Source organism: Adlercreutzia shanghongiae, from assembly GCF_035830635.1.
Classification (GTDB): Bacteria; Actinomycetota; Coriobacteriia; order Coriobacteriales; family Eggerthellaceae; genus Adlercreutzia; species Adlercreutzia shanghongiae.
The window spans coordinates 44,406-68,022 of sequence record NZ_JAYMFI010000017.1; the positions used below are offsets into that span (position 1 = coordinate 44,406).

Genomic DNA, 23,617 nt, shown 5'->3' on the forward strand with positions numbered 1-23,617 from the left:
CTCCTTTAGGTCGTTTTTGAGCCTGTTTCCCAAAAACACTTACGGATTATGGTTTCCGGCACTTCCTTTTTGCGCCGGCTAAACCCAGATGGGATGGGGCGATGCGCCCCGAACGTGAGCGCCGCGCGGGCGCAGCGTTCCTAGTGCGCGCTCGTGGCGATCTGGACGTAGACCGCGGAGAGCACCGTAAACACGTAGGCCTGCAAGAACGCCACCAGCGTCTCCAGGGCGTACATGGCCACGAGCAGCAGGAACCAGGGCAGCGACAGCACGCCGGTCAGCGGGTCGAGGGCCTGGATGCCGCAGGTGAGGAACACGCTGGACGCCAGGGCGAAGATGCCCAGCACCATGTGGCCGGCGAACATGTTGCCGTAAAGTCGGACGGCAAGCGTCAGCCAGCGGATGACGGTGGAGATGAGCTCCAAGAACCAGATAATCGGCACCATGGGGGCCGGAAGGCCCGCCGGGGCGAAGGACTTCAGATAGCCCAGGCCGCCCTTGGCCTTAATGCCCCAGAAGTTGAAGTAGACAAAGGAGATGGTAGCCAGAGCCCAGGTCACCGAGATAGTGCCCGTCGGCGTCTTGCAGCCGGGGATAAGACCCACGAAGTTCGAGATGAGAATGAAGAAGAACATCGTGGCCAGAAACGGCACATGCTTCTTGAAGCCGTGGCCGATGATGCCCTCGCCCATGTCGTTGCGCACGAACTGGTAGCCGTACTCAACGGTGTTGACGAATTTGTTCGTCGGGATGAGCGTGAGCTTGCGGCCCACCACGAGAATCAGCACCAGTGTGATGATCCAGCAAATGACCATCCACAAGATGTACTGGGTGACGCCACCGAAAACCACGGTGGGGTCGAAGGAGTGCTGAAGATGAGGCACCTCCGCCGAGAGAGTTGAAAGAGCGTCCACGTATCAACCTTTCCTAGCTTTTCCGAGCCAGCCGACTCACGCCGAAAATTATGGCGGTGACGGACAGGGCCCCTGCTTCCGACAGGACAAAGGGCAGCGCGGCATCGCGGTTGACGTTTATGCAGATGATTGCGAAGGCGAACATGAGGACGAAAGAGACGATAAGGCAGAGCATGAGCACACCCATGTGTCCCAAATTGCCCGAGTCCGTCATGTGCTTGACCCGGTGCAAACCGAACACAAGCGGAGCGAACCCCGCGATGCCAGCCAGAACACCGAGTGCGATTGCCAGTGCCATAACCTGCTTTCGTCTGAGCGCTTGCGCGCTGTTATACCCAATGTAAACCGCTGCCTATGATAGCGGTTTGGCTAAAGAAGCTCGATGATTCAATCGATTTCTGGGTGAGCGGTGAAAAGTTCGCGGCGGCGGCTTGCGCCTCTGAGCAGGGAAAATTTGTGCATGTGCACGAAAATAGGGGGAGAGCACGGCTGCGCCCTCCCTCGCGGCTGTCCCGCAAGGGGCTATTCCCCCACATACTCGCGGACGAGAATCCCGGATTCGGCCAGCAGCTCTTTAGACAGCTCGTCGGGATACGGGTTCTGGTAGACGATCTCGGTGATGCCAGCGTTGATGAGCATCTTGGCGCACACCACGCAGGGCTGAGTGTTCACGTAAATGGTGGCGCCGGCAATGTTGATGCCGTAGCGGGCCGCCTGGATGATGGCGTTCTGCTCGGCATGCAGGCCGCGGCAGATCTCATGGCGCTGGCCGCTCGGCACGCCGAGCTGCTCGCGCAGACATCCCGTCTCGCTGCAGTGCGTAAGGCCGGTGGGCACGCCGTTGTAGCCCGTGGCCAGGATGCGGCGGTCCTTCACGATGACGGCGCCGACGCCGCGGCGCAGACACGTCGTACGGGTGGCCACGTCGTTGGCCATCTTCATGAAGTACTCGTCCCAACTAGGACGGTTGTCTTCTGCCATGATCGCTCCCTCCGGGAAGGGGTGCCGGATGCCCTCTGCAGGCACGCCCCGCTCCGCTGTTCGCCTTCGGCTCAGGCGCTTCGCTCTTTCATGCATTCATGGGCGACCTTCGGTCGCGCCTAGTTAGTGTTCAGAGGGTGCCAGCAGAGGGCATCCGGCACCCCTTCCCTACATAAACAGGATAGCTACTCCGTTCCGAAGATGCGGTCGCCGGCATCTCCCAGACCGGGGACGATGTAGGCGTCCTCGTTCAGGCCGTCGTCGACGGCGCAGGCATAGATGAGCAGGTCGTCATCGGCAGCCAGAAGGCGCTCGATGCCCTCGGGGGCGGCGACGATGCACAGGAAGCGAATGGTGCCCGTGACGCCGGCGCCGCGCAGGTACTCCACGGCCGCGGCCGCCGAACCGCCGGTGGCGAGCATGGGGTCGAGCACGTAGACACGACGGCTGGCGATGTCGCGGGGCAGCTTGTCGTAGTAGCTTTCCGGCTGGTGGGTCTCCTCGTTGCGCTGCATGCCCAGATGTCCCACGCGGGCCGAGGGGACAACCTCGAGCGCTCCGTCCACCATGCCCAAGCCCGCGCGCAGGATGGGCACGAAAGCCACCTTGCGCCCGGAGATCTGCTTCGCGTCGAAGGGGGCTATAGGCGTGTGGATGAACACGTTGGTCAGCGGCAGGTCGCGGGTGGCCTCGTAGGTCTCGAACAGCGACAGCTCCCCCACGATCTCGCGAAACTCATTGGAGCAGGTGTGCTTATCGCGCAGGATGGAGAGCTTGTGCTGCACGATGGGGTGGTCGAGGACGACGACGCGATCGTTTGGTTCCATAAGTTCGTTCCTTTCGTCCGGCTGCGAGGCGGGCGGGGGCACCCGCGCTCAAGCAATGGCTCGCTCGGCGGAACAGCCCACCGGACTGTTCCGTTCGCTGCGCAACCTGCGCGCGGGCGCCCCCGCCCGCCTCGCAACCTGCGCAAATGGGCAGGTTAGTATTCCAACCCCGGATAAAGGGGGTGGGCATCCAGCATAGTGTCGACCTTGGCGCGAATGTCGGCGAGCTTCGCCTCGTCGGCGGCGTTGAACACCGCGGCGGCGATGAGCTGGCCCACCTCGTAGAAGTCCTCGGCCGTAAAGCCGCGGGTGGTGGCGGCGGCCGAGCCCACGCGGATGCCGCTCGTCACGAACGGCGAGCGCTTCTCGTTGGGGATGGAGTTCTTGTTCACCGTAAGGCCCACAGACTCCAGCAGCTTCTCGGCATCCTTGCCGGTGATATCGGAGGCGGTGAGATCCACCAGGCACAGGTGGTTGTCCGTGCCGCCGGACACCAGGCGCAGGCCCCCGTCGGTCATGCCCTCGCCCAGGGTGCGGGCGTTTTCCACGACGTTTTCCATATAGGTGCGGAACGACGGCGCGAGCGCCTCACCGAAGGCCACGGCCTTGCCGGCGATGACGTGCATGAGCGGACCGCCCTGGGCGCCGGGGAAAATCGCCTTGTTGATCTTCGCGCCCAGCTCGTCGCTGTTGGTGAGAATGAAGCCGCCGCGCGGGCCGCGCAGGGTCTTGTGGCTCGTGGAGGTGACGATGTCGGCGTGGGGCACCGGGCTCGGGTGCAGGCCCGCGGCCACAAGGCCGGCGATATGGGCCATGTCCACCATGAGGTAGGCGCCCACCTCATGGGCGATATCGGCCATACGGGCGAAATCGATGAAGCGCGGGTAGGCGCTCGCTCCGCCGACGATGACCTTCGGGCGCACCTCCTTGGCGATGCGCTCAAGCTCGTCGTAGTCGATGACCTCGGTTTCCGGGTTCACGCCATAGGAGACGATGTTGTAAAGCAGACCGGAGAAGTTCACGGGGCTTCCGTGGGTGAGGTGCCCGCCGTGATCGAGGCTCATGCCGAGCACCGTGTCGCCGGGCTCGATGATGGAAAGATAGGCGCCGAAGTTCGCGCTCGCGCCGGAGTGGGGCTGCACGTTGGCGTACTTGGCGCCGTACAGCTCGCAGGCGCGGTCGCGGGCGAGGTCTTCCACCACATCGACCTTCTCGCAGCCGCCGTAGTAGCGCTTGCCGGGATAGCCCTCGGCGTACTTGTTGGTAAGCACGCTGCCCACGGCCTCCATGACCGCGCGGGAGGTGAAGTTCTCCGAGGCGATGAGCTCCACCGAGCCGCGCTGGCGGGCAAGCTCGGCGCGCAGGCAGTCAGCCACCTGCGGATCTTCAGCGGCGAGAAATTCCAAAGCCATCTATCGTCTCCTTTACTAATCCAACTGCATTATCTTCTGAACACGGCCGGCGTGGCGGCCGCCGCCGAACTCGGTGGTGAGGAAGGTGTCCAGGATACGTTCGTTGTCCTCAAGCGATACGAAGCGGCCCGAGAGCGTGATGACGTTCGCGTCGTTGTGCTCGCGGCACAGCTCGGCGAACTCGGGCGTGATGATGTTCGCCGCGCGCACGCCGGGCACCTTGTCGGCGGCCATGGCCATGCCGATGCCGGTGCCGCACACGAGCACGCCGCGTTCGGAGGCGCCCTCGGCCACATCGCGGGCCACGGGAACGGCGAAGTCGGGGTAATCGACCCGATCGTCGCTGTCCGGTCCGCGGTCTATCACCTCGTAGCCCTTGCCTTCCAAATATGCCGCCAGGGCCTGCTTCTGCTCGAAGCCGGCATGGTCGGCACCAATGCTCACGCGCATGGGGCGCTCCTTCCCGCTCGAAAGTTGTGCACCTGCCATTGTAGGCGCTCGCGCGCCCCTCCCCCGTCACTTTCCGGCGGGCAGAACTTCTCCATATGCCCAGAGCGCCCGCGCTCCGAGAGCCGACTAGCTGCGCACGCGGGCGATTCTCGCGAACCGACTATTTGCCGGCGGCGTGGGAGCCAAATCGCTCGACGAGGACGTCGGCGACGGTCCGAGCGGCCTCGGTCGCCTCCCTGGGCACGAAAAGAGACACGTCGAGGACCGACCATTCCTCCTGCAGGGGAATGAAGCGAGCGTGGGGGAAGTCGGCTCGCATAGCCGCCAGTCGGCTCCGCGGAACAGCGGCGCCGTGACCCGGCGCAAGCCGCTCGTGCAGCAACGCGAAGGAATTCTCGTACGGAAGGATTTCGATGAGCGCCTCGAAGCCCTCCCTGTTGCATATCTCGTGCAGGTGCGCCTCCATGAGCGACTCGTTCTTCGCGTAAGTATGCAGAAAGAAGAATCCTTGGAGCTGGGAGACGGACACCTCCTCTAGCGATGAGAGAGGGTCTTCCGGATGCACCATGAGGAAAAGCGGGTCGTGGAACAGGGAGCGCACCTCGGTATCGTGCAGGCCGAACACGCGCGTGGCGTAATTCGAGGCCGGCTCGCAGGCGAGGTCGACGTCTCCCTCCTTCAGCAGCGTCAGGCTCGCATCGCTGTCCAAATTGGTGAGGGACACGCGATACTCGGGAAGCGCCCGCTTGGAGTCCTCGAAGACCGGCTGCGCGAGCAAGGTCTTGTCGAGGGATGTGCCAATGCGAACGGCGAGCGAATCCGGCCCCACATGCGCCAGCTCGTAGGACAGCTGAATCAGCCTCAACTGGATTTCCTGAGCCGCCGTGATGAACACCTCGCCATGGGCGGTGGGAGTCACCACGGGCGAGCCCTGGGCCCGCACGAACAGCGTGTGGCCGAACTGCTTCTCCAGCTGAGTTATATGACGGCTCAGCACCGACGGGCTGATGTTGAGGTAGCGGGCCGCCACGCTGATGTTCTCGCACATAGCCAAGGTTGACACTTCATTGAATACGCTGACGTCCACGGCCCCTCCTCCGCATGCTGATAGCCCACGCCTATTCTATCCGCTGCCGCCCTTCTAGCTTATTCCCAATCTGAAAAAGCTGTCTGCGAATTGGGCATAAGCGCTCGACCTCCCTTGAACTTCCCTTAGCAACAAGCGCCTTCGTACACTGGCCCTGCAGTTCGAAGCCAAGAGGCAAACAAGAGGAGGAGAGCATGACTGCAAGCAACGAGAAGCGCACCCTGCTCGATCGACGCGCGTTTTTGGCGGCTGCCACGGCCGCTACGGCGTCCATCGGGTTGGCCGGCTGCGCGCCCGAGAACAAGCTCGGGGATACCGGCGCGTCGTCCAGCGACGCCGCCGAGGGCAACGTCTGGCGCGTCGACGCCGAGCTGACGAGCAAGAACGGTCACTGGCAAACCGCCAGCTGCAACTGGAGCTGCGGCGGGAAGTGCCTGAACCGGGTGTTCGTGGAGGACAACATCGTCCTGCGCCAGAAGACCGACGATGACCCCGGCGACTCTATCGACTGCCCCCAGCGCCGCGCCTGCCCGCGCGGGCGTTCCCAGCAGCAGATGGTATTCGGAGCCGACCGCTTGAAGTACCCCATGAAGCGCAAGAACTGGCAGCCGGGCGGCGGGGAGAACTCCCAGGGCCACCTGCGCGGCATCGACGAGTGGGAGCGCATCAGCTGGGACGAGGCCACCGACCTCATCGCCGAGGAGTTCAAGCGCGTGAAAGAGACCTATGGCAACGAGGCCTTCGTCATGACCCCCGTCACCCACTACCGTGGCGCGGCCTGGTTCATCGACGCCTTCGGAGGCATGACGAACATATTCGACTCGTCCTCGTTCGGGCCCGCCAACGCCGCATGGCCCGCGCTAGGCGTGGAATACGTCGGCCAGTGCGAGATGAACGACCGCTACGACTTCAAGAACATAGAGCATGTGGTGCTGTACGGCATGAACCCGGTATGGGCATCCGCCGGCAACCCCAACTACCACTTGTACACGCACGCCAAAGACGCCGGTGCCGACTTCGTGTACGTGGGCCCCTCCTACAATCCGTCGGCCAACCTGTACGAGGCGCGCTGGATTCAGGTGCGCCCCGGCACCGACACCGCCTTCCTGCTGGCCGTGGCCTACGAGATGTTCGAGCTCGACGCCCGCGAGGGCGACGTCATCGACTGGGAGTACCTGGAGAAGTATACCTACGGCATCGACGGCGACCACATGGCCCCGGGCGTGAAGGCGGACGAGAACTTCCGCGACTATCTGTACGGCGCCTATGACAACCAGGTGAAGAACGCCGAGTGGGCCAGCGCCATCTGCGGCGCAACCCCGGAGGACATTCGCTTCTACGCCGACCTGCTGCGCAAGGGCAACAAGACCTATGTGTTTTTCAGCTACGCCGCGGCCCGCTGCCTGGATGCGGACTGGTGGCTGCACCTGATGTTCACCACCGCCTGGATGGGCGGGCACGTGGGCAAGTCCGGCGAGGGCTGCTCGGGCTCCTACCATGCCGGTGCCTTCCGCCAGTCGAACCTGGCGGGCTTCGTGCAGGGCGGCGCGTCAGCCGACTACATGACGGCGAATCCCGTCACGAAGTTCGTGCCCTCTCACGAGCTGTACGACGTCATCATCGACGGCGCCCCCTACCATGCCGTGAACATGAACAACTGGATGATGGTGGAGGACGGAGACTACAACCGCATGGAGACCGTCGACCTGCACGTCATGGTGTCCGACGGCTCGGCGGGCCTGAACAACGCCCCCAACACCAACCGCGGCATCGAGGCTTGGCGCAAGCTTGACTTCGTGGTGAGCACCGGCTGGAGCATGACGCCCCAATGCTGGTACGCCGACATCGTGTTGCCCATCCAGACCCAGTGGGAGTGGGAGGCCGGACGCGTGTACTCCGAGGGATCCGGCCAGTACACCGACACCGAGTCCATCTACCTGACCAAGCGCGTGGTAGAGCCGCTGTACGAGGCCATGGACAACAAGGACATCTGGGACATGGTGGGCGCGAAGCTAGGCCTGACCGACTTCCGCCTCTCCCCCAACCGCCGCCAGGAGGCCATCGACGAGATTGCCGCAGCCACCTATCTGGACACCGACGGCGAGTGGAAGCCCCTCGTCAGCATCACCCAGGAGGATCTGGACCGCTGGGACGTGACCGGCGAGCCCCAGGAGGGTGACAAGATTACGCTGTCCGAACTGGAGGAGAAGGGCATCTGGAAGCTGCAGCGCGCCGACGGCGACGCCTATAGCGGATACCGCGCCTTCCAGGCCTATATCGACGACCCGGAGGGCAATCCCCGCAGCACTCCCAGCGGCCGTTGGGAGATCCACAGCCAGGCCCTGGCCGACTTCCTGAACGGCATAGACTACTCCGATGGCTTCAAGTGGCGCCCCTACCCGAACTACAAGCCCGCGAAACGCGGCTACGAGGAGGGCCAGGACGGCAAGCACAAGTTCCAGGTGTTCAACCCGCACTACATTCGCCGTCAGCACTCCATCAGCGACAACCTTCCGTGGCTGCGCGAGGGTCTGGAGAACCCGGTGTGGATGAACGCTTCCGACGCGGCCGATCTGGGCATCAAGACCGGCGACACCGTGCGCCTGTTCAACGACACGGGAGCTGTGCTGCGCCAGGCTTCGGTCACCAACGCCATCATGCCGGGCGTGCTCTCGCTGCCCCACGGCGCATGGATCGACATGGACGAGGATCTGGGCGTGGACCGCGGCGGCAACCCCAACACGCTCATCCCCTCGCAAACCTCGGGAACCGGCACGAACGGATACAACACGGCCTTGGTGAGCGTCGAGAAGTGGGCCGGCGAGGCGCTCGAGCGCGACTGCGAGTGGCCCCAGCGCATTATCGACGTCCAGGCATAAGGAGAGATGCACCATGAGTATCGGATTTTACTTCGACGAGGCCAAGTGCATGGGCTGCCGCTCCTGCCAGGTGGCCTGCAAAGACCGCAACAACCTGCCCGTGGGGCAGCTGTTCCGCCACATGATAAGCTACGAGACCGGAACCTACCCCGACGTGAAAGTGTTCCATCAGGCGAAAACCTGCAACCACTGCGCATCGGCCGCCTGCGTGGCGAACTGCCCCACGGGAGCCATGCAATATGCCGACGACGGCGCCGTCGTGCACGACGACGAGGTCTGCATCGGCTGCGGCACCTGCGTGAACTCCTGCCCCTACGAGGTGCCCCTGCTGGACGAGGCCGAGAGCATCGCGCGCAAGTGCGACAGCTGCAAGGCCCTGCGCGACGCCGGCATGAACCCGGTCTGCGTAGACGCGTGCCCCATGCGCTGCCTCGACTTCGGAGAGATCGGCGATCTCAAGGCGAAGTACGGAGACTTCGACGCGAAGCGGCCCTACCTGCCTTCACCCGACATGACGAGCCCCTCCACCATGATCAAGCCCCGGACCGGCATCGGGGCCGACTCAGAGATCGCCTTCGTCATCCTTTAGCCCTCCCTGTTTCCTTCGGCCCCGCACCCCCTCCCTGCGGGGCCGAACTTCCCCATCCGCCAGAACGCGCGGGCCGCTCCTGCAGCCCGCGCCGTCCTTTCCAGGAGGAGTCATGACCGCCATCAATTCCCGCGAGGACCTTTCGGTCTATCTGGCCGCGCGCAGCTACTTGTACCGCTTCTTCCAGAGCCTCTTCGGCGCGGAGCCCACACCAGAAGCGCTGGGCGCTTACAATGCCGAACTCACAGATGCCTGCCTTGAGGCCCTCTCGGTTGACGAGAATGTCCGAGGGCCGTTTCGCCGACGCCTCCAGACTGTGGCGCGCGACGCCCAGAATGTTGCCGCGGACCTGAGGAGCGCCTACACCGTCCTGTTCGTTGGCCCCGGCGAGCCGGCAGGGTCGCCCTGGGAATCCCTCCACCGGGGCGTAGAGCGACGCTTGTTCACAGATGTGACCCTCGCCGTTCGACGCGCTTTCAAGGCCCAGGGGCTCACACCGCAGCTGGGACCGGGGGTGGCCGACGACGCCCTGGCGCTGGAGCTGGACTTCCTGGCCGCGCTTGCCCTGCGTGCCCAATCGGCTCTGAGCGGCGGGGAGGGCGGCGGAGGACTCGTTCCAGAGGACGCTCGCGCGCCGCTGGCCGCGAGCCGCCAGTTCCTCGCCGATCACCTTAACCAGTGGGTCGACGCCCTCCGCCAGTGCGTTGTCGACGCCGATTCCACCGGATTTTACGCGGATGCCACCGGCCTGCTCGTCGACTTCTGTGCCCTCGACGAGCAGGCCCTGGCCCGACTGACGGACGAGGCCGCCTAGCTGCGAATGCGGGCGACGGCCTGATGCCAGGCGGCGAGGCGGGAGGCGCGTGTCGCCTCGTCGAAGGTGGGCAGGAAGCGGTCCTCCCCCTCCCTAAGCGCGAGCAGCTCCTCGATGCTCTCCCAAAAGCCCGTGGCCAGACCGGCGAGGTAGGCAGCGCCGAGGGCGGTGGTCTCGGCGTTGTCCGGGCGGCGCAGGGGCACGCCGAGCATGTCGGACTGGAACTGCATGAGGAAGTCGTTGGCCGAGGCTCCCCCGTCGACGTTCAGCACGCTGGGCGGCATGCCGGCGTCCTCGGCCATGGCCTGGGCCAAGTCGCACACCTGGTAGGCAAGGGCCTCCAAGGCGGCGCGCACGATATGGGCGCGGCCCGTGCCACGCGTAAGGCCCAGAATGGCGCCGCGGGCCTCGGCGTCCCACCAGGGCGCGCCCAGGCCGGTGAAGGCGGGCACGACGAAAACGCCGTCAGCGGAGGGCACGCTGCGGGCGATGGCGTCGGTGTCGGAGGCGCGCTCGATGATGCCGAGCTCGTCGCGCAGCCACTGGATGAGGGCGCCGGCCACAAAGACACTGCCCTCGAGGGCGTATTCGGTGCCAACGGTGCCCGGCGCCGAGGCGGCCACCGTGGCCACAAGCCCGTTACGGCTCGCGCAAACCTCGTGGCCGGTGTGCATGAGCAGAAAGCAGCCAGTGCCGTAGGTGTTCTTCGCCTGGCCCGCATGGAAGCAGCACTGGCCGAAGAGCGCCGCCTGCTGGTCGCCCGCCACGCCGCGGATGGGCACGCCCTGCACGATGCCCGGGTTCGCCGTGGTGCCGAAGTCGCCAGCCGAGGGGCGCACCTCGGGGAGGATGGCCTCGGGAATGCCGAAGAGCTTGAGCAGGAAGGGATCCCAGCGGCCCTCGTGAATGTTGTAGAGCATGGTGCGGCTCGCGTTGGTCACATCGGTGGCGTGCACGGCCCCGTAGGTGAGCTTCCAGATAAGCCAGCTGTCCACCGTGCCGAAGGCGAGCTCGCCGGCCTCGGCGCGCTCGCGGGCACCGGGCACCTCGCCTAAGATCCAGGCGAGCTTGCTGGCGGAGAAGTACGCATCGGGAATGAGCCCCGTGCGCGCGGTAATCTCGGCGGATGTGGCCGCATCACTGGCGATGGCCTCCACCATGGGGGCGGTGCGGCGGCACTGCCAGACGATGGCGTTCATAATCGGCTCGCCGGTGGCGCGGTCCCACACGATGGTGGTTTCGCGCTGGTTGGTGATGCCGATGGAGTCGATTTCGGCGGTATCCACGTTCGACGACAAGATGAGCTCGGTAAGAGCCCCTAGCTGCGAAGAGAGGATGTCCTGGGGGTCATGCTCGACCCAGCCGGGCTGCGGGTAGATTTGCGGAAAGGGACGCTGCACGGAAGCGACGAGGTGGCCGGCATGATCGATGAGCATGGCACGGGAGGACGTGGTGCCTTGGTCAAGGGCGATGATGTACTTCTTCATGGGACTCCTCTTGTTGCTGCTTGCGGCGCACCGCCGGTCGGGCCACGGGGTAATGCTCAGTCGCTCAAACAGTCCTCGCTCGGCAGAACAGGACATTCAGTCCTGTTCTGTTCGCTGCGGAACTCGCTTGGTGAGCACTACCCCGCGTCCCTCTGCGCTCTACCTCAATTGTACAGATTGATCCAGCTCAGGATGTACTCGTACACCTCTTCCTTGCCGAGCTCGTTTAAGATCTCGTGGCGCATGCCCGGAAAGAGACGCAGGGTGACATTCTCGGCGCCGGCGCGCTCCATGGACTCGGCGGCTTTCGCCACGCCGCGGCCGCAATCCCCCACCGGGTCGGCGTCGCCGGCCACGAAGAGCAGCGGCAGGTCGTGGGGCGTGGCGCGGTAGGCCGCCGGGCTGTTGGCGCGGGCCGCCAGCGCGGTCAGGGTGGCGTAGGCGCCGGCCGAGAACATGAAGCCCGCGCGCTCGTCGGCCATGAAGGCATCGGCCACCGCAGGATCGCGCGAGAGCCAGTCGAAGGGCGTGCGGGCGTCCTTCACCGCGCGGCTGTAGGCGCCGTCGGCCAGGCTGTGCAAAAGCTTGCTCTTGTAATCGGCGCCGCGCACCTTCGCGATAGCGCGGGCCAGCACATTGCCCGCCGCGGCCACCACCTCGGGCTGGTTCGCCGTGCCGCAGATGACCGCGCCGGCAAGGCCCTCGCCGAAACGGGGCAGGTAGTTGCGCAGCACAAGCGAGCCCATGGAGTGTCCGAACACGAAGTAGGGCGTGCCGGCAACCACCTGGGCCGTCACGAGGGTGCGCAGCATGTTCGCGTCTTCGATCATGGCATCGGCGCCGGTTTCCGCATCCACCATGCCGAGGTTGTCGGCCGCGGCGGTCCAGCCGTGGCCGATATGGTCGTGGCCGGCCACCAGGTAGCCCTCGCCGGCCAAAAAGCGGGCGAAGTCGTCGTAGCGATCGATGTGCTCGGCCATGCCGTGAATGAGCTGTACAACACCGCGCGGCTTGAAGCAGCCGAGCGTGGCGCCGTCGGCACCCGCATGCGCGCGCTTGAGAGCAGCGGGAATCCACAGCACGGCACGGACCGCGCTTTTCCCGTCGGCGGATTCGAAGGTGAAATCGGTGCGGCCCACCGTGCCGTCCTTCGGCGCGACGGTCTCTCTCGGCTGGCTCATGACAGCGCTCCTTTCAGCACATCCCAGGACAAGGCCCCCTCGCGCAGCATGCGCGGGTGTTCTTCCGTGCAGTCTAGCACCGTGGAGGGCAGCACAGGTCCATTCGTTGGCGAAACGTGGGACGCCGTCAAGGCGCTCTCGGCATCCGACGGCAGATAGAGGCCGGCCGTAGCCGCCACCAGCGCCGGGTCCAAAGCGGAAGCATCGCCAGTGGCAGGCGCGCCGGAGAAGTTGGCCGAGGTGACGGCCAAGGGGCATCCCGCGGCGCGGATCAACGCCAGGGCGACGGCGCTGTCGGGCATGCGCAGACCGATGGTTCCCGCTGCCGATTGGAAGGCCCGGGGCACCGTGTCGGCAGCGCGCACCACCAAGGTGAGCGCCCCCGGCCAGAAAGCGCGAGCCAACTGGCGCGCATAGGTGGGTACTGCCGCGCCGTACACGTCCAAGCTGGCCGACCCGTCCACGAGCCATGCCACCGGCTTGCCACCGTCGCGGTGCTTCAACCGGTACAGCCCGTCGGGCACCCGCGCGGCTGCCACCGACACGCCCACGCCGAACACGGTGTCGGTGGGCAGCACCACCGCCTCGCCCGCGGCCAGGGCCGCGCAGGCCTCATCGAGCGTCAGCATCTTCATCGGATACCCCCTCGGCTACTCGATCGGCCACGATGGCCTCGGCCACGCGCAGGCCGTCCACAGCGGCGCTGGTGATGCCGCCGGCATAGCCCGCGCCCTCGCCGCAAGGGTACAAGCCGGCGATGTTCGATTGGAAGCGATTGTCGCGCACGATGCGCACGGGACTGGAGCTGCGGGCCTCCACGGCGGTCATAACCGCGCCCGGATACGCGAAACCGCGCAGCTTGCGGTCGAGCATCGGCAGCGCCTCGGCCATGGCCTCGGTCACGAAAGCGGGCAGGCAGTCGCGCAGATCGCACCACGCCACGCCGCGCGGATAGGTGGGGTCCACGGCCGCAGGTGCCGATCCGACAGCCGCGGCAGCGACGCAACCGGCACTCGCACCGGCGTCCCCCGCCAGGAAGTCGCCCACGGTTTGGGCCGGAGCCGTGAACGCCGCGCGCGGGGGGCACGCCCCCGCTTCTTCTCTGCCGCCGACGGCAGCGGGCAGGCCGCATCCCAACCGATAAGCGGCCCGTTCCAGCTGCCGCTGAAAGACCACCCCTTCCAGAGGATCGTCACCGGGCAGGTCGTCGGGGCGCACCTCCACCAGCAGCGCTGCGTTCGCGTTCGCGCCGGCGCGGGCATGGCGGCTCATGCCGTTCACGCACAGATGGCCCTCCTCGCTGGCGGCGGCCACCACCTCCCCGCCGGGGCACATGCAAAACGTATACACACCGCGGTCGTCGGCGGTCTTCACCGCCAGCTTGTAATCGGCGGCCCCGAGCGCCGGATGATTCGCCGAGGGGCCGCACTGAGCCTCGTTGATGAGCGCCTGGGGGTGCTCGATGCGCACGCCGACGGCAAAAGGCTTGCGCTCGAGCGCCGCCCCCGCCTCGCGCACCATCGCGAAGGTATCGCGTGCCGAGTGCCCGCAGGCCAGTACCGCGCAGTCGGCGCCGACCGTCTCTTCGGCGCCCGTCCGCTCGTCGACGAGCCGCGCGCCCGCCACGCGCCCCTCCTCGACCTCCAACCCGGCGAGCCGTGTGAGGAACCGCACCTCTCCCCCGGCCGCCTCAATGGCGCAGCGCAAGTTGCGCACGACGCCCACCAGCAGATCGGTGCCGATATGGGGCTTGGCATCCACGAGAATATCCTCGGGAGCCCCCGCCTCGACGAACGTCTCGAGCACGTGGCGAATATGGGGGCTTTTGATACCCGTGTTCAGCTTGCCGTCGGAAAAGGTGCCCGCCCCGCCCTCGCCGAACTGGATGTTCGTGCGCGTATCGAGCGGAGCTCCGTCGTTGAAGGCCTCGACGATTTCCACACGTTCGTCCACTGCGGCGCCGCGCTCTACCACGAGGGGACGCAGCCCCGCACGGGCCAAATACAGCGCGCAGAAAAGGCCCGCGGGACCGGTGCCCACCACAAGGGGGCGCGGGCCGTCCAGCTCAACGCAGGGCACCTCCAAAGACTCGGCGGCCTCATAGACCTTGACGGAAACGCCCTTCGCGGGACGCGCCTCAACACCTTCCGCCAAGGCGACGGCAACCGTCACCACGCCGTGCACCTTCGACTTCTTCCGCGCATCGATGGAGCGCTTGAGCAGCTTGAGCGTCATCAGAGAGCCCGGCTTCACGCCCAGGCCCCGGGCCACCTCTTTTTTGAGCAACGCCGCGTTCTTCGGCAAGAGGGCGTCGAGGGAGACCGGCAGATTCGATACTTGGATCATTGGCACCACACCTCCATCGCGCTCCATCCGGCCAGCAGGCCCGAAGCCCAGGCCCAGTGCAGGTTGTAGCCGCCGCAGGGCGCATCCACGTCAAGTGCCTCGCCGACGACGTAGAGCCCCGGCACGCACCGCAGCTCGCAGGAGCGCGCGTCTACCGCGCCCACATCGATGCCGCCGCGGCGCACTTGGCACTGCCTCGCATCGCCCAAGCCCGTCACCTTCATGCGCAGACCCTTCAGCACAGGCGCCATGCGGGGCGCATCCCCCTTGGCGACAAGGCGATTCTCCTCAAGGCCGGCGGCGTGAAGCAGCACGTCAGCCACGGGCGCGAGCACCATACCGCGCAGCATGTCGCCCCAGCGCACGTCGCGACCGAGACGGGAGCGCAGCATTTTGCGGCGGCGATTGAGGAACGCCTCAGCGTCGTTGGCGCTCACGTCCGGTACGAAATCGACCGCCAGCTCATCGCCAGGATGAGCGAGGCGGCTCAGATTGAAGGCGGCGATGCCCGAGACGCCGTACTTGCGGAACATGACCTCGCCTCTCTCGCGGCTGACCAGGCAATCGCGCCGCCACAGCTCCAACGCGCCACGCACGCGGATGTTGTCGAGCCGGCGACCGATGGAGCCTTCCGTTGCCAAGGGACCCAGGGTCGGCTCGGTCGCCCTGAAGCGGACGCCCACGGGCAGAAGGCTAGAGACAATGGAGCCGCCGACCGCCACGATGACCGCGTCGGCGCGCTCGAAGCGCCCATCGGCAAGGCGCAGCGTGAAGCGACCGCCCTCCCCGCGCGGCGGCTCCACGGCGGCCACCTCGCAGCCTACGTGCTCTTCCACACCGGCAGCGGCGCAGGCCGCGCGCAGGCAGTCGAGCACGGACGTGGCCTTGTTGGCCAGCGGGTACAGGCGCCCCTCGCCCTCTTCGCGCCACACCAGACCGCAATCGGCGAAAAACCCGAGGACGCCGTTGGGATAGGCCGTCGACGGCTCCGCCTGAGACGCAACGTGGCGCCGGCTTGCGCTTTCGAGGCGCGCCAGCACCTCGCCGACGAAAGCGGGGTTGCGGTAATCGTCGGCTGAAACGACGCTGTTGGAGAAATTGCATCGCCCGTTGCCGGTCGCAAGGATAGAACGCCCCACGCGATCGGACGCCTCGTAAAGAGCGACCGGGGCACCGAAGCTCGCCGCGGCCGCCGCGGCCGAGAGGCCCGAAGCCCCGCCACCTATGATTGCGATTCTTTTCATACGCTCAGTATAAAAGATAAGCGGCCCTCCGAAGAAGGCCGCTTGACAGCTCCCGATAATGCGCAAGTTCCGGCAGCGAGGCGCCTACTTGCTTTCCAGCTGCGGGATAGGGGTCTCGTCGCGCTCGTCCAGATGACCCTCATACACATAGTGCTTGGTCTCGCGGGCGATGAGACCCGACAGCAGCAACACCATGATGATGTTGGGGATGGCCATAAGAGCGTTGGTGATGTCGGACACCGTCCACACCACATCGCCCACGCCGATAGCGCCGAGGAAGGCCACCACCACGTAGAGCACCTGGTAAGGACGGATGGCGCGCTTGCCGAACAGATAGGTGACGCAGCGGTTGCCGTAGTAGGACCAGCCGAGGATGGTGGAGTAGGCGAACAGAATCATGCCGAAGATCAGGATGGGCGTGCCGATGTAGGGAATGCTCGCGAAGGCCGCGCTGGACAGCTGGGCGCCGGCGCTGATGTTGCCGGCCATGATCTCGGATTGCAGGTCGGCGTTGCCGAGCATGGTGGACACGAGCACAAGACCCGTGAGCAGGCAGATGATGACGGTATCCCAGAAAGTGCCGGTCATGGAGACGAGGGCCTGGCGGGCCGGGTTGCGGGTAGCGGCAGCCGATGCCACGATGGGCGCAGAGCCGAGGCCGGACTCGTTGGAGAACAGGCCGCGGGCGCAGCCGAACTGCAGGGCCAGCATGAGGCCGCTTCCCAGAGCGCCGCCGAAGGCCGCCTTGGCGGTGAAGGCGCTCTCCACGATCAGGCAGAACGCGGGCCAAACGAGCTCCCAGTTCATGCCGAGGATGACGACGCAGCCCCAGATGTAGGCAATGGCCATGAAGGGCACGAGCTTCTCGCACACATTCGAAATAACCCTCACGCCGCCGAAGATGACGATGGACACCATGATGACGATGGCCAGGCCAATGCCCCAGGCGGGCACGCCGGGCAAGTTCGTGGAGATGACCTCAGTCATGGCCGAGGACTGCACGGCCGAGCCGATGCCGAACGACGCGATAGCCGCGAACAGAGCGAAAGCGCCGGCGCCAAGGAGCGCCCACCAGGGCGTGTTGCCGTCCTTGTCGTTGAAGCCGCGCTTCCACGCGTACATGGCGCCGCCGAGCATGTTGCCCGAGTGGTCCTTCACGCGGTACTTCACCGCGGCGAAGGTCTCGGAGTACTTGGTAGCGATGCCGAACACGCCGGTGATCCACATCCAGAACACCGCGCCCGGGCCGCCGGCGATGATGGCCGTGCCCACACCGACGATGTTGCCGGTACCGATGGTGGCCGAAAGCGCCGTGCACAAAGCGCCGAACTGGCTGATGTCGCCGGGAGCGTCGGGGTCCTTGGTGACGGACAGCTTGATGGCCGTCGGCAGCTTGCGCTGGATGAAGCCCGTGCGGAAGGTCAGGTAGATATGCGATCCCAGAAGCAGCACGAGCATCGGCGGGCCCCAGACGAAGCCGTCGATGCTGTTGATGATGTCGACGATCATATCCATGTAGCGGTTCTCCTCTCGGTAGGCGCAAAGCGGAGCACTTTAACGCACTAAAGTAGCCGCATTATAGGCAGAGAAGATGACCGTTTTTGTTAACAATGGAAGAATTACCAGCGAACGGCGTGCCGCAACTCGCCCCATCGAAAGCTCGTTTTCGTTTTCTGGCCCCAAAATACTTCGAGTGAACTAACGGCAGCCGAATCAAGATCAAAAACGAGTCGCAGACAACCTAAGAGGCCTCGCAGAGCCTTCAAACGGGCCGATTTCTGCCCCAAGAGTCCTCGCTATGGTTTCGAAGAAATGCATTCGGGGCATTTTCGGGCCACTAAACCCGCGCGAGCCTACAGTCGCTTAAAACTGAGGGCCCTTCACTACGGGGACGGGCTCGTCGGCCACTTCATCAAGATGGTCGTCGTAGACGAAGTGCTTGGTTTCCTTGGCGATCATGCCGGAAAGCAGCAGAACGACGATGATGTTCGGAATGGCCATAAGGGCGTTGCCAATATCCGAGATCGTCCACACGACATCTCCCACTCCGATGGCGCCGAAAAAGGCTACGGCTACGTAGATGACCTGATAGGGCTTGATGCCCTTCGGACCGAACAGATAGGCCACGCAGCGGTTGCCGTAGTAGGACCAGCCCAAGATGGTGGAATAGGCAAACGAGCACATGCCCAGCACGAGAACAGGCGTGCCGACGTAGGGGATATCGGCGAACGCTGCCGAGGCCAGCGCCGCGCCGGTGTACACCGAGGGGTTCGCGAGAATGTCAGCGCCGATCTGCGGCTCGACGATCATGGTGGAGACGAGCACGATGCCCGTGAGCGCGCAAATGACCACCGTAGACCAAAACGCGCCGGTCATGGAGACAAGCGCCTGCTCGGCAGGGTTTTTCGTCTTGGCGGCGGCGGCCACAATGGGCGCCGTGCCGAGTCCGGACTCATTGGAGAACAGACCGCGGGCGCAGCCGTACTGCAGGGCCATCATAAGACCGCTGCCCACCGCGCCGCCGAAAGCGGCATGGGGTGTGAAGGCGCACTCAATGATGAGCCCGAGCGTATCTCCCAAAACCGCGCCGTTCAGGCAGATGATAACGATGCAGCCAAGAGCGTAGGCTCCGGCCATGATGGGCACGAGCCATTCGCACACTCGCGCGATAGAGCGCACGCCGCCGAAGATGACCGCGGCCACGGCAACCACGATAACAAGAGCCACGACCCAGGCGGGAATAGCGGGGATAGACGAGGTGACGATGCCGGAAATGGCCGCCGCCTGCACCGCCGAACCGGTGCCCACCGTCGCGACCACGGCGAAGGCCGCGAAGGCCACGGCCCCCAACGTTGCCCACCAGGGCACCGTGCCGTCCCTCTTCGCGAAAGCGCGCTTCCACACGAACATGGCACCGCCGAGCATCTGGCCCGACTTGTCGCGCACGCGGTACTTCACGGCCGCGTAGGTCTCCACGTACTTGGTGGCGATGCCGAAGATGCCGGCAATCCACATCCAGAACACCGCACCCGGGCCTCCCGCCAGGATGGCGGTGGCCACGCCGACGATGGAGCCGGTGCCGATGGTGGCGGCGAGCGCCGTGGCCAGCGCGCCGAAACTGGAGATGTCGCCCTTGCCGCCCTCGCCGCCTTTCACGGACATGCGAATGGCTTGGGGCAGCTTGCGCTGGATGAAGCCGGTGCGGAAGGTCAGGTAGATGTGCGTGCCGAGCAGCAGCGCAATCATCGCGGGACCCCAGACGATGGAGTCGATAGTTGTGAGAAGTTCAATCATGCACGCGATTGTACACCAAGTTCCCTCCGCGCGGGAGGGCGGAGGGGTCATCGTCCCGTCTCCCGCTTCGCTGCTCGCCTTCGGCTCGGGCGCTGCGCTCCTTCATGTTTTTATGGAGCGACCTTCGGTCGCGGATAGGCAGTGCTCAGAGAGACTGGCCGATGGCCCCGCCGCCCTCCCGCGCTGCTCCCTCATTGTTGTTTTATAAATCTACGGGATTCCAGCTGCCGTCGATGTCGCAGATCCAGGCCTCGGCGTCGTCGATGGTGAAGAACGTGAGGCGCTCGTCGTCGGCGCTTTCCCAGGCCTCCCCCAGGCCCACCATGTGCTCGAAGCCGGCTTGGCGGGTTTCGGCGTTGGCTCGGTCGGCGAGGTTCGCCTTGCCGCGCAGGATGACCCAGCCGGCGCCGGGCTTCCAGGCGGTGAGCTCCACGTGGGGGTTGGCCTGCATCTCGCGATAGCAGTCCTTGGTGGTGGCAGTGCAAAACTGGATCTCGCCGTCCTGCAGGGCGGCGAAGCTGAAGGGGCGCACATGGGGCTGGGCACCTTCGGGGGTCTCCTCCACCGTGGCGAGGTACCAGGCGGGAACGCTCGTGAGGTAATCGACGATGGTTTCTTTTCCGGTCATGGAAAATCCTTTCCTTTGTTGTCCGCGGGCGGGGCGGCGCAACCATCGTCGCCCCGCCCGCTTCGCTGTTCGCCTTCGGCTCAGGCGCTTCGCTCCTTCATGTATTTAACGGGCGACCTACGGTCGCGTTTTATGGTGTTCAGAGAGGGGCGCCGACGGCCGCGCCGCCCCTCCCGCTGCTCTCACTAAAACGATAGCGGGATGTAGTTCGTAGCTATTACGGCAACCAGCATCAGGGCCAGGGCGCTGATTCCTACGGCGTCGCGCCACGTGAGGCGCAAGGGCGACAGGCGGGTAGTGCCCTCGCCGCCGTGATAGCAGCGGGCCTCCATGGCGGCGCTCAAGGTCTCGGCGTGGCGAAACGCGCTCGTGAAGAGCGGGATGAGCAGCGCCGTGAGCGACCGGATGCCGCCTTTGAAGGGGTTCGAGTCGAAACGGGCGCCGCGGCTTTTCTGGGCACGGTAGATGATTCCCAGCTCGGTCATGAACTGGGGCAGAAAGCGCAGAGCGATGCCGAGAATCATGCCCAGCTCGTGAGCCGGCACGCCAAGGCGTGCGAGGGGCGCGAGAAGGCGCTCGAAGGCCGCGGTAATGTCGAGGGTGGTGGTCGTAAGCGTGAGCAGGCTCATCCCCATGAGCAGAAGCAGCAAGCGGCAGCCGATGAAGGCGGCCGATCTTAGACCCTCCTCGCTGATGCAGATGATGCCGAACTGGAAGTAGACCTCGCCGCCTTGGACGAACAGCACGTTGAGCGCCGCCGTCAGCACCACGAGCACGAGCAAGGGCCCGATGGCGCGCACGGCCTGCAGCAGCGGGATGCGGCTGGCGGCGTAGAAACCCACGACGAACAGGGCCGCCACTCCAAGCGATAGGGGCGTGGTCCCGCAGAAGACCGCCGCCATGAGCACGAAGGCCAAGATGAACTTCACGCGCGGGTCCATGGCGTGCACAAGGGACTCTTCGGGCCAGTACTGCCCGATGATGGCACGGCTAGCCATTGCCGCCACGCCCCTTCATCTGAGCAGCGATATCTGCAGCCAGCGTCTTCTCGTTGTAGAGGGGGCGGTCCAGCTTAAAGCCCGCCTCCCGCAAGGCGCTCGCGAAGGCCTGGGGAGCCGGGGCCCCCAGGCCCACGGACTTGAGCGCCGGGGCATCGGCGAACACCTCGGCCGGCGTGCCCAGACGAAACACGCGGCCTTCGGACAGCACGAGTATGCGGTCGCAGAGCGCCGCCAAATCCTCCATAGAATGGGACACCATGACGATGGTGCGGCCATCGCTGTGCAGCTCGCGAATAAGGCCGAGGAACTCCTCGCGGGAAAGCGGGTCGAGCCCCGCCACCGGCTCGTCGAGCACGAGCACCGCAGGCTCCATGGCGAGCACGCCGGCGAACGCCACGCGACGCTGCTGGCCGCCGGACAAATCGAAGGGGCTGCGCTCGGAAAGCTCGTCGAAGGACAGGCCCACCAGCTCAAGCCCCTCGCGCACGCGGCGGTCCACCTCCTCGGCGTCAAGCCCCATGTTGCGCGGCCCGAAGGCCACATCGTCATAGACGGTGTTGGCGAACAGCTGGTTTTCCGGATACTGGAACACGAGCCCCACGCTGCGACGCACGTCAGACGCCACGCCCTTCTCGGCCAGATCGCGCCCGTCGGCCAGCACGCGTCCGCAGGTGGGATGCACAAGCCCGTTCATATGCTGGATGAGCGTGGACTTGCCCGACCCGGTGTGACCGGCCACGCCAAGGAACTCCCCCGGCTCCACGGCGAAGCTCACCTGGCGCAGCGCCCACACGGCATCGGGCGCGTTGCCCCAGTCGGCTTGGCGATCGGCGCGCCCCTTGCGCTTCTTCTTCGCCTCGCCGCCCTCGTAGGAGTAGCTCACATCTTCGAACGCAAGGCGCATAGCTCCTCCTTCAGGTCGTCATCGGAGATGCAGGTGGCCACGGGCACGCCGGCGGCCTGCAGCTCCAGGGAAAGGCGGCAGGCGAAGGGCACCTCCAGAGAAAGCGCCCGCAGCTCGTCGGCGCGCGTGAGCACCTCGCCCGGCGTGCCGTCCATGCGCACGACGCCGCCGTCGAGCACCACCACACGGTCGGCCACGGCGGCCTCTTCCATGAAATGGGTGATCATCACGATGGTCATGCCGCCGGCGTGCAGCTCGCGCACCACGCGCAGAAGGCCGGCGCGCCCGCGGGGGTCAAGCATGGCCGTGGCCTCGTCCAAGATGAGGATGGCCGGGTCCATGGCCAGCACGCCGGCGATGGCGACGCGCTGCTTCTGCCCGCCGGAAAGCGCGTTGGTCTCGTGCTCCTCGAAGCCCATAAGGCCCACCTCGGCCAGCGCCCGGGTCACCCGCTCGCGCAGCTCGGGGTTGGGAATGCCCAGGTTCTCGGGCCCGAAGGCCACGTCGTTTTCGATGAGGCTCGCCACGAGCTGATCATCGGGGTTCTGGAAGACGAGACCGGCGTTCGAGCGGATGAAGTAGGTTTGCTCGGCGTCGCGGGTGTCGCAGCCGAACACGTCCACCTCGCCCTCGTCGGGCAAAAGCAGCGCGTTGATGTGCTTCGCGAGCGTCGACTTCCCCGACCCATTGCCTCCCAACAGGCAGACGAACTGCCCCTGGGGCACCGCAAGATTCAGATTGCGAAAGACGAAGCTTGCCCCGTCGTAGGTGAAGCCCGCATCGTGAAATTCTACGAACGACTCTTCCATTAACGGCCCTTAACTTGGTCTTTCTTGGGAGTAATAAGGTTCGAGATGGCCTTGTAGACGATAAGCGTCAGCACGGCGTTCAGCAGGCCCTTCAGCAAGTTGAACGGAATGAGAATGGGCACGATCATGGCAATGACAGCATCGAGCGGCACGCCGAGCCAGGCCGGGGTCACCAGCAGGTTGCCGAGCACGGCCATGGCCACGGCAAACACAATGCCGAACAGAAGGCCGACGATGGCACCGCGCAGCGTATGCAGCTTCTTGTACACGAGCGCCGAGGGCAAGATGAAGCCGATGACCACGAGCAGGTTCATGAGCGCGCCGGTGAAGTCAGCGAACAGGATGCCGTGGGCGATGACCGAGATGATGCCGCAGGCCAGGCCGGCCGCCGGGCCGTAGGCGAAGCCGCAGACGGCCGCGGGCATGATGGAGGCGTCGTAGGACAGCCACGCCACGCCGGGCAGAAGCGGGAACTCAACGAAGGACAGCAGCACCGAGATGGCGCACAGAAGCGCGATGGTCACAAGCACGCGGGTTGACCAGCAGTTCGTGTTCGCCAGGGTCTTTTGGGCCGTGGGCGCCTTGGCCGGGCGCACCGTGGAAGATGCGACGGCGGGGTGCTGGGTGGGTTTCTTGGCCATGAGGGACCTTCTTTCTCTTCGCGAGGAGGCTGTTCCGGAGCCGCATTTCCCCTCGCAAAAAGAAAACGAGCCCGCATGAATTCCAATTCACACAGGCCTCATTGATGTCGCGCTTCCCGTTTTGCCGGG

At 65.4% G+C, this 23,617-nt stretch carries 22 protein-coding genes; 3 read left to right on the forward strand and 19 right to left on the reverse strand.

The genetic code is table 11. From position 1 onward, the window contains the following. Positions 1-140: 140 nt before the first annotated feature. The 7 genes from atpB to VJ923_RS08785 all read right to left on the reverse strand — a co-directional run bounded on the left by atpB (position 141) and on the right by VJ923_RS08785 (position 5,671). Positions 141-914, reverse strand: a complete 774-nt coding sequence (gene atpB / locus VJ923_RS08755; protein WP_326440602.1) for a F0F1 ATP synthase subunit A — start codon at positions 912-914, stop codon at positions 141-143. 13 nt (positions 915-927) lie between these two features. Continuing rightward, entirely contained in the window at positions 928-1,212 is a 285-nt protein-coding gene (locus VJ923_RS08760) for a hypothetical protein (RefSeq protein ID WP_326440604.1), read from the reverse strand. A 224-nt stretch (positions 1,213-1,436) separates the two neighbouring features. Next, positions 1,437-1,895 (reverse strand): deoxycytidylate deaminase, encoded by a 459-nt coding sequence (locus VJ923_RS08765; protein ID WP_326440606.1) that lies wholly within the window; start codon positions 1,893-1,895, stop codon positions 1,437-1,439. A gap of 185 nt (positions 1,896-2,080) precedes the next feature. Further along, the gene (gene upp / locus VJ923_RS08770; protein WP_326440608.1) at positions 2,081-2,722 is read right to left on the reverse strand and encodes a uracil phosphoribosyltransferase; all 642 of its coding nucleotides are present in this window, start codon (positions 2,720-2,722) and stop codon (positions 2,081-2,083) included. Between the two features lie 155 nt (positions 2,723-2,877). Beyond that, positions 2,878-4,134, reverse strand: coding sequence for a serine hydroxymethyltransferase (glyA, locus tag VJ923_RS08775; protein WP_326440610.1), 1,257 nt, complete (start codon positions 4,132-4,134; stop codon positions 2,878-2,880). A gap of 15 nt (positions 4,135-4,149) precedes the next feature. After that, positions 4,150-4,584 carry a ribose 5-phosphate isomerase B gene (rpiB, locus tag VJ923_RS08780; RefSeq protein ID WP_326440612.1) on the reverse strand — a complete coding sequence of 145 codons (435 nt, stop codon included), beginning with the start codon at positions 4,582-4,584 and terminating at the stop codon, positions 4,150-4,152. 160 nt (positions 4,585-4,744) lie between these two features. Beyond that, a complete protein-coding gene (locus VJ923_RS08785; RefSeq protein ID WP_326440614.1) occupies positions 4,745-5,671 on the reverse strand; it encodes a LysR family transcriptional regulator in 927 nt (308 codons plus the stop codon). Between the two features lie 194 nt (positions 5,672-5,865). Here VJ923_RS08785 and VJ923_RS08790 point away from each other — a divergent pair, with 194 nt between their 5' ends. The 3 genes from VJ923_RS08790 (at position 5,866) to VJ923_RS08800 (ending at position 9,953) form a co-directional block, all read left to right on the forward strand. Continuing rightward, positions 5,866-8,550 (forward strand): molybdopterin-containing oxidoreductase family protein, encoded by a 2,685-nt coding sequence (locus VJ923_RS08790; RefSeq protein WP_326440616.1) that lies wholly within the window; start codon positions 5,866-5,868, stop codon positions 8,548-8,550. Positions 8,551-8,563: 13 nt separating this feature from the next. Further along, on the forward strand, positions 8,564-9,139 hold the full coding sequence (locus VJ923_RS08795; RefSeq protein ID WP_326440618.1) for a 4Fe-4S dicluster domain-containing protein: 576 nt from the start codon (positions 8,564-8,566) through the stop codon (positions 9,137-9,139). Between the two features lie 112 nt (positions 9,140-9,251). Then, a complete protein-coding gene (locus VJ923_RS08800; RefSeq protein WP_326440620.1) occupies positions 9,252-9,953 on the forward strand; it encodes a TorD/DmsD family molecular chaperone in 702 nt (233 codons plus the stop codon). Here VJ923_RS08800 and glpK read toward each other — a convergent pair. The 12 genes from glpK to VJ923_RS08860 all read right to left on the reverse strand — a co-directional run bounded on the left by glpK (position 9,950) and on the right by VJ923_RS08860 (position 23,488). Next, the gene (gene glpK, locus VJ923_RS08805; RefSeq protein ID WP_326440621.1) at positions 9,950-11,440 is read right to left on the reverse strand and encodes a glycerol kinase GlpK; all 1,491 of its coding nucleotides are present in this window, start codon (positions 11,438-11,440) and stop codon (positions 9,950-9,952) included. The genes VJ923_RS08800 and glpK overlap by 4 nt on opposite strands. 164 nt (positions 11,441-11,604) lie before the next feature. Beyond that, positions 11,605-12,621, reverse strand: a complete 1,017-nt coding sequence (locus tag VJ923_RS08810) for an alpha/beta hydrolase (RefSeq protein ID WP_326440623.1) — start codon at positions 12,619-12,621, stop codon at positions 11,605-11,607. Further along, complete coding sequence (locus VJ923_RS08815; protein WP_326440625.1) at positions 12,618-13,256, reverse strand: L-threonylcarbamoyladenylate synthase; 639 nt, start codon at positions 13,254-13,256, stop codon at positions 12,618-12,620. Before VJ923_RS08815 ends, VJ923_RS08810 begins: the two co-directional genes overlap by 4 nt. Beyond that, positions 13,234-14,967 (reverse strand): NAD(P)/FAD-dependent oxidoreductase, encoded by a 1,734-nt coding sequence (locus tag VJ923_RS08820; protein ID WP_326440627.1) that lies wholly within the window; start codon positions 14,965-14,967, stop codon positions 13,234-13,236. Before VJ923_RS08820 ends, VJ923_RS08815 begins: the two co-directional genes overlap by 23 nt. Next, positions 14,964-16,211 carry an aminoacetone oxidase family FAD-binding enzyme gene (locus VJ923_RS08825; protein WP_326440629.1) on the reverse strand — a complete coding sequence of 416 codons (1,248 nt, stop codon included), beginning with the start codon at positions 16,209-16,211 and terminating at the stop codon, positions 14,964-14,966. The genes VJ923_RS08820 and VJ923_RS08825 overlap by 4 nt, the downstream gene beginning before the upstream one ends. An 84-nt stretch (positions 16,212-16,295) precedes the next feature. Beyond that, positions 16,296-17,726: an alanine/glycine:cation symporter family protein gene (locus VJ923_RS08830; RefSeq protein ID WP_326440631.1), complete on the reverse strand. Its 1,431-nt coding sequence runs from the start codon at positions 17,724-17,726 to the stop codon at positions 16,296-16,298. A gap of 348 nt (positions 17,727-18,074) precedes the next feature. Continuing rightward, on the reverse strand, positions 18,075-19,505 hold the full coding sequence (locus VJ923_RS08835) for an alanine/glycine:cation symporter family protein (RefSeq protein ID WP_326440633.1): 1,431 nt from the start codon (positions 19,503-19,505) through the stop codon (positions 18,075-18,077). A 202-nt stretch (positions 19,506-19,707) separates the two neighbouring features. Next, positions 19,708-20,133 (reverse strand): pyridoxamine 5'-phosphate oxidase family protein, encoded by a 426-nt coding sequence (locus VJ923_RS08840; protein WP_326440635.1) that lies wholly within the window; start codon positions 20,131-20,133, stop codon positions 19,708-19,710. A 185-nt stretch (positions 20,134-20,318) separates the two neighbouring features. Then, a complete protein-coding gene (locus tag VJ923_RS08845; RefSeq protein ID WP_326440637.1) occupies positions 20,319-21,131 on the reverse strand; it encodes an energy-coupling factor transporter transmembrane component T family protein in 813 nt (270 codons plus the stop codon). Further along, the gene (locus VJ923_RS08850) at positions 21,124-22,038 is read right to left on the reverse strand and encodes an energy-coupling factor transporter ATPase (protein WP_326440639.1); all 915 of its coding nucleotides are present in this window, start codon (positions 22,036-22,038) and stop codon (positions 21,124-21,126) included. Before VJ923_RS08850 ends, VJ923_RS08845 begins: the two co-directional genes overlap by 8 nt. After that, positions 22,014-22,847, reverse strand: a complete 834-nt coding sequence (locus VJ923_RS08855) for an energy-coupling factor transporter ATPase (protein ID WP_326440641.1) — start codon at positions 22,845-22,847, stop codon at positions 22,014-22,016. Before VJ923_RS08855 ends, VJ923_RS08850 begins: the two co-directional genes overlap by 25 nt. Further along, positions 22,847-23,488: an ECF transporter S component gene (locus VJ923_RS08860; RefSeq protein ID WP_326440643.1), complete on the reverse strand. Its 642-nt coding sequence runs from the start codon at positions 23,486-23,488 to the stop codon at positions 22,847-22,849. The genes VJ923_RS08855 and VJ923_RS08860 overlap by 1 nt, the downstream gene beginning before the upstream one ends. Positions 23,489-23,617 lie beyond the last annotated feature (129 nt).

What these genes read in the sequence shown, in the direction of transcription:
- VJ923_RS08830 (WP_326440631.1), bottom strand. Translation starts at nt 17,726, where the DNA reads ATGGATATGATCGTCGACATCATCAACAGCATCGACGGCTTCGTCTGG.
- VJ923_RS08820 (WP_326440627.1), bottom strand. Translation starts at nt 14,967, where the DNA reads ATGATCCAAGTATCGAATCTGCCGGTCTCCCTCGACGCCCTCTTGCCG.
- VJ923_RS08850 (WP_326440639.1), bottom strand. Translation starts at nt 22,038, where the DNA reads ATGCGCCTTGCGTTCGAAGATGTGAGCTACTCCTACGAGGGCGGCGAG.
- VJ923_RS08760 (WP_326440604.1), bottom strand. Translation starts at nt 1,212, where the DNA reads ATGGCACTGGCAATCGCACTCGGTGTTCTGGCTGGCATCGCGGGGTTC.
- glpK (WP_326440621.1), bottom strand. Translation starts at nt 11,440, where the DNA reads ATGAAGAAGTACATCATCGCCCTTGACCAAGGCACCACGTCCTCCCGT.
- VJ923_RS08855 (WP_326440641.1), bottom strand. Translation starts at nt 22,847, where the DNA reads ATGGAAGAGTCGTTCGTAGAATTTCACGATGCGGGCTTCACCTACGAC.
- rpiB (WP_326440612.1), bottom strand. Translation starts at nt 4,584, where the DNA reads ATGCGCGTGAGCATTGGTGCCGACCATGCCGGCTTCGAGCAGAAGCAG.
- glyA (WP_326440610.1), bottom strand. Translation starts at nt 4,134, where the DNA reads ATGGCTTTGGAATTTCTCGCCGCTGAAGATCCGCAGGTGGCTGACTGC.
- VJ923_RS08795 (WP_326440618.1), top strand. Translation starts at nt 8,564, where the DNA reads ATGAGTATCGGATTTTACTTCGACGAGGCCAAGTGCATGGGCTGCCGC.
- upp (WP_326440608.1), bottom strand. Translation starts at nt 2,722, where the DNA reads ATGGAACCAAACGATCGCGTCGTCGTCCTCGACCACCCCATCGTGCAG.
- VJ923_RS08825 (WP_326440629.1), bottom strand. Translation starts at nt 16,211, where the DNA reads ATGAAAAGAATCGCAATCATAGGTGGCGGGGCTTCGGGCCTCTCGGCC.
- VJ923_RS08845 (WP_326440637.1), bottom strand. Translation starts at nt 21,131, where the DNA reads ATGGCTAGCCGTGCCATCATCGGGCAGTACTGGCCCGAAGAGTCCCTT.
- VJ923_RS08860 (WP_326440643.1), bottom strand. Translation starts at nt 23,488, where the DNA reads ATGGCCAAGAAACCCACCCAGCACCCCGCCGTCGCATCTTCCACGGTG.
- VJ923_RS08800 (WP_326440620.1), top strand. Translation starts at nt 9,252, where the DNA reads ATGACCGCCATCAATTCCCGCGAGGACCTTTCGGTCTATCTGGCCGCG.
- VJ923_RS08810 (WP_326440623.1), bottom strand. Translation starts at nt 12,621, where the DNA reads ATGAGCCAGCCGAGAGAGACCGTCGCGCCGAAGGACGGCACGGTGGGC.
- VJ923_RS08840 (WP_326440635.1), bottom strand. Translation starts at nt 20,133, where the DNA reads ATGACCGGAAAAGAAACCATCGTCGATTACCTCACGAGCGTTCCCGCC.
- VJ923_RS08815 (WP_326440625.1), bottom strand. Translation starts at nt 13,256, where the DNA reads ATGAAGATGCTGACGCTCGATGAGGCCTGCGCGGCCCTGGCCGCGGGC.
- VJ923_RS08835 (WP_326440633.1), bottom strand. Translation starts at nt 19,505, where the DNA reads ATGATTGAACTTCTCACAACTATCGACTCCATCGTCTGGGGTCCCGCG.
- VJ923_RS08790 (WP_326440616.1), top strand. Translation starts at nt 5,866, where the DNA reads ATGACTGCAAGCAACGAGAAGCGCACCCTGCTCGATCGACGCGCGTTT.
- VJ923_RS08765 (WP_326440606.1), bottom strand. Translation starts at nt 1,895, where the DNA reads ATGGCAGAAGACAACCGTCCTAGTTGGGACGAGTACTTCATGAAGATG.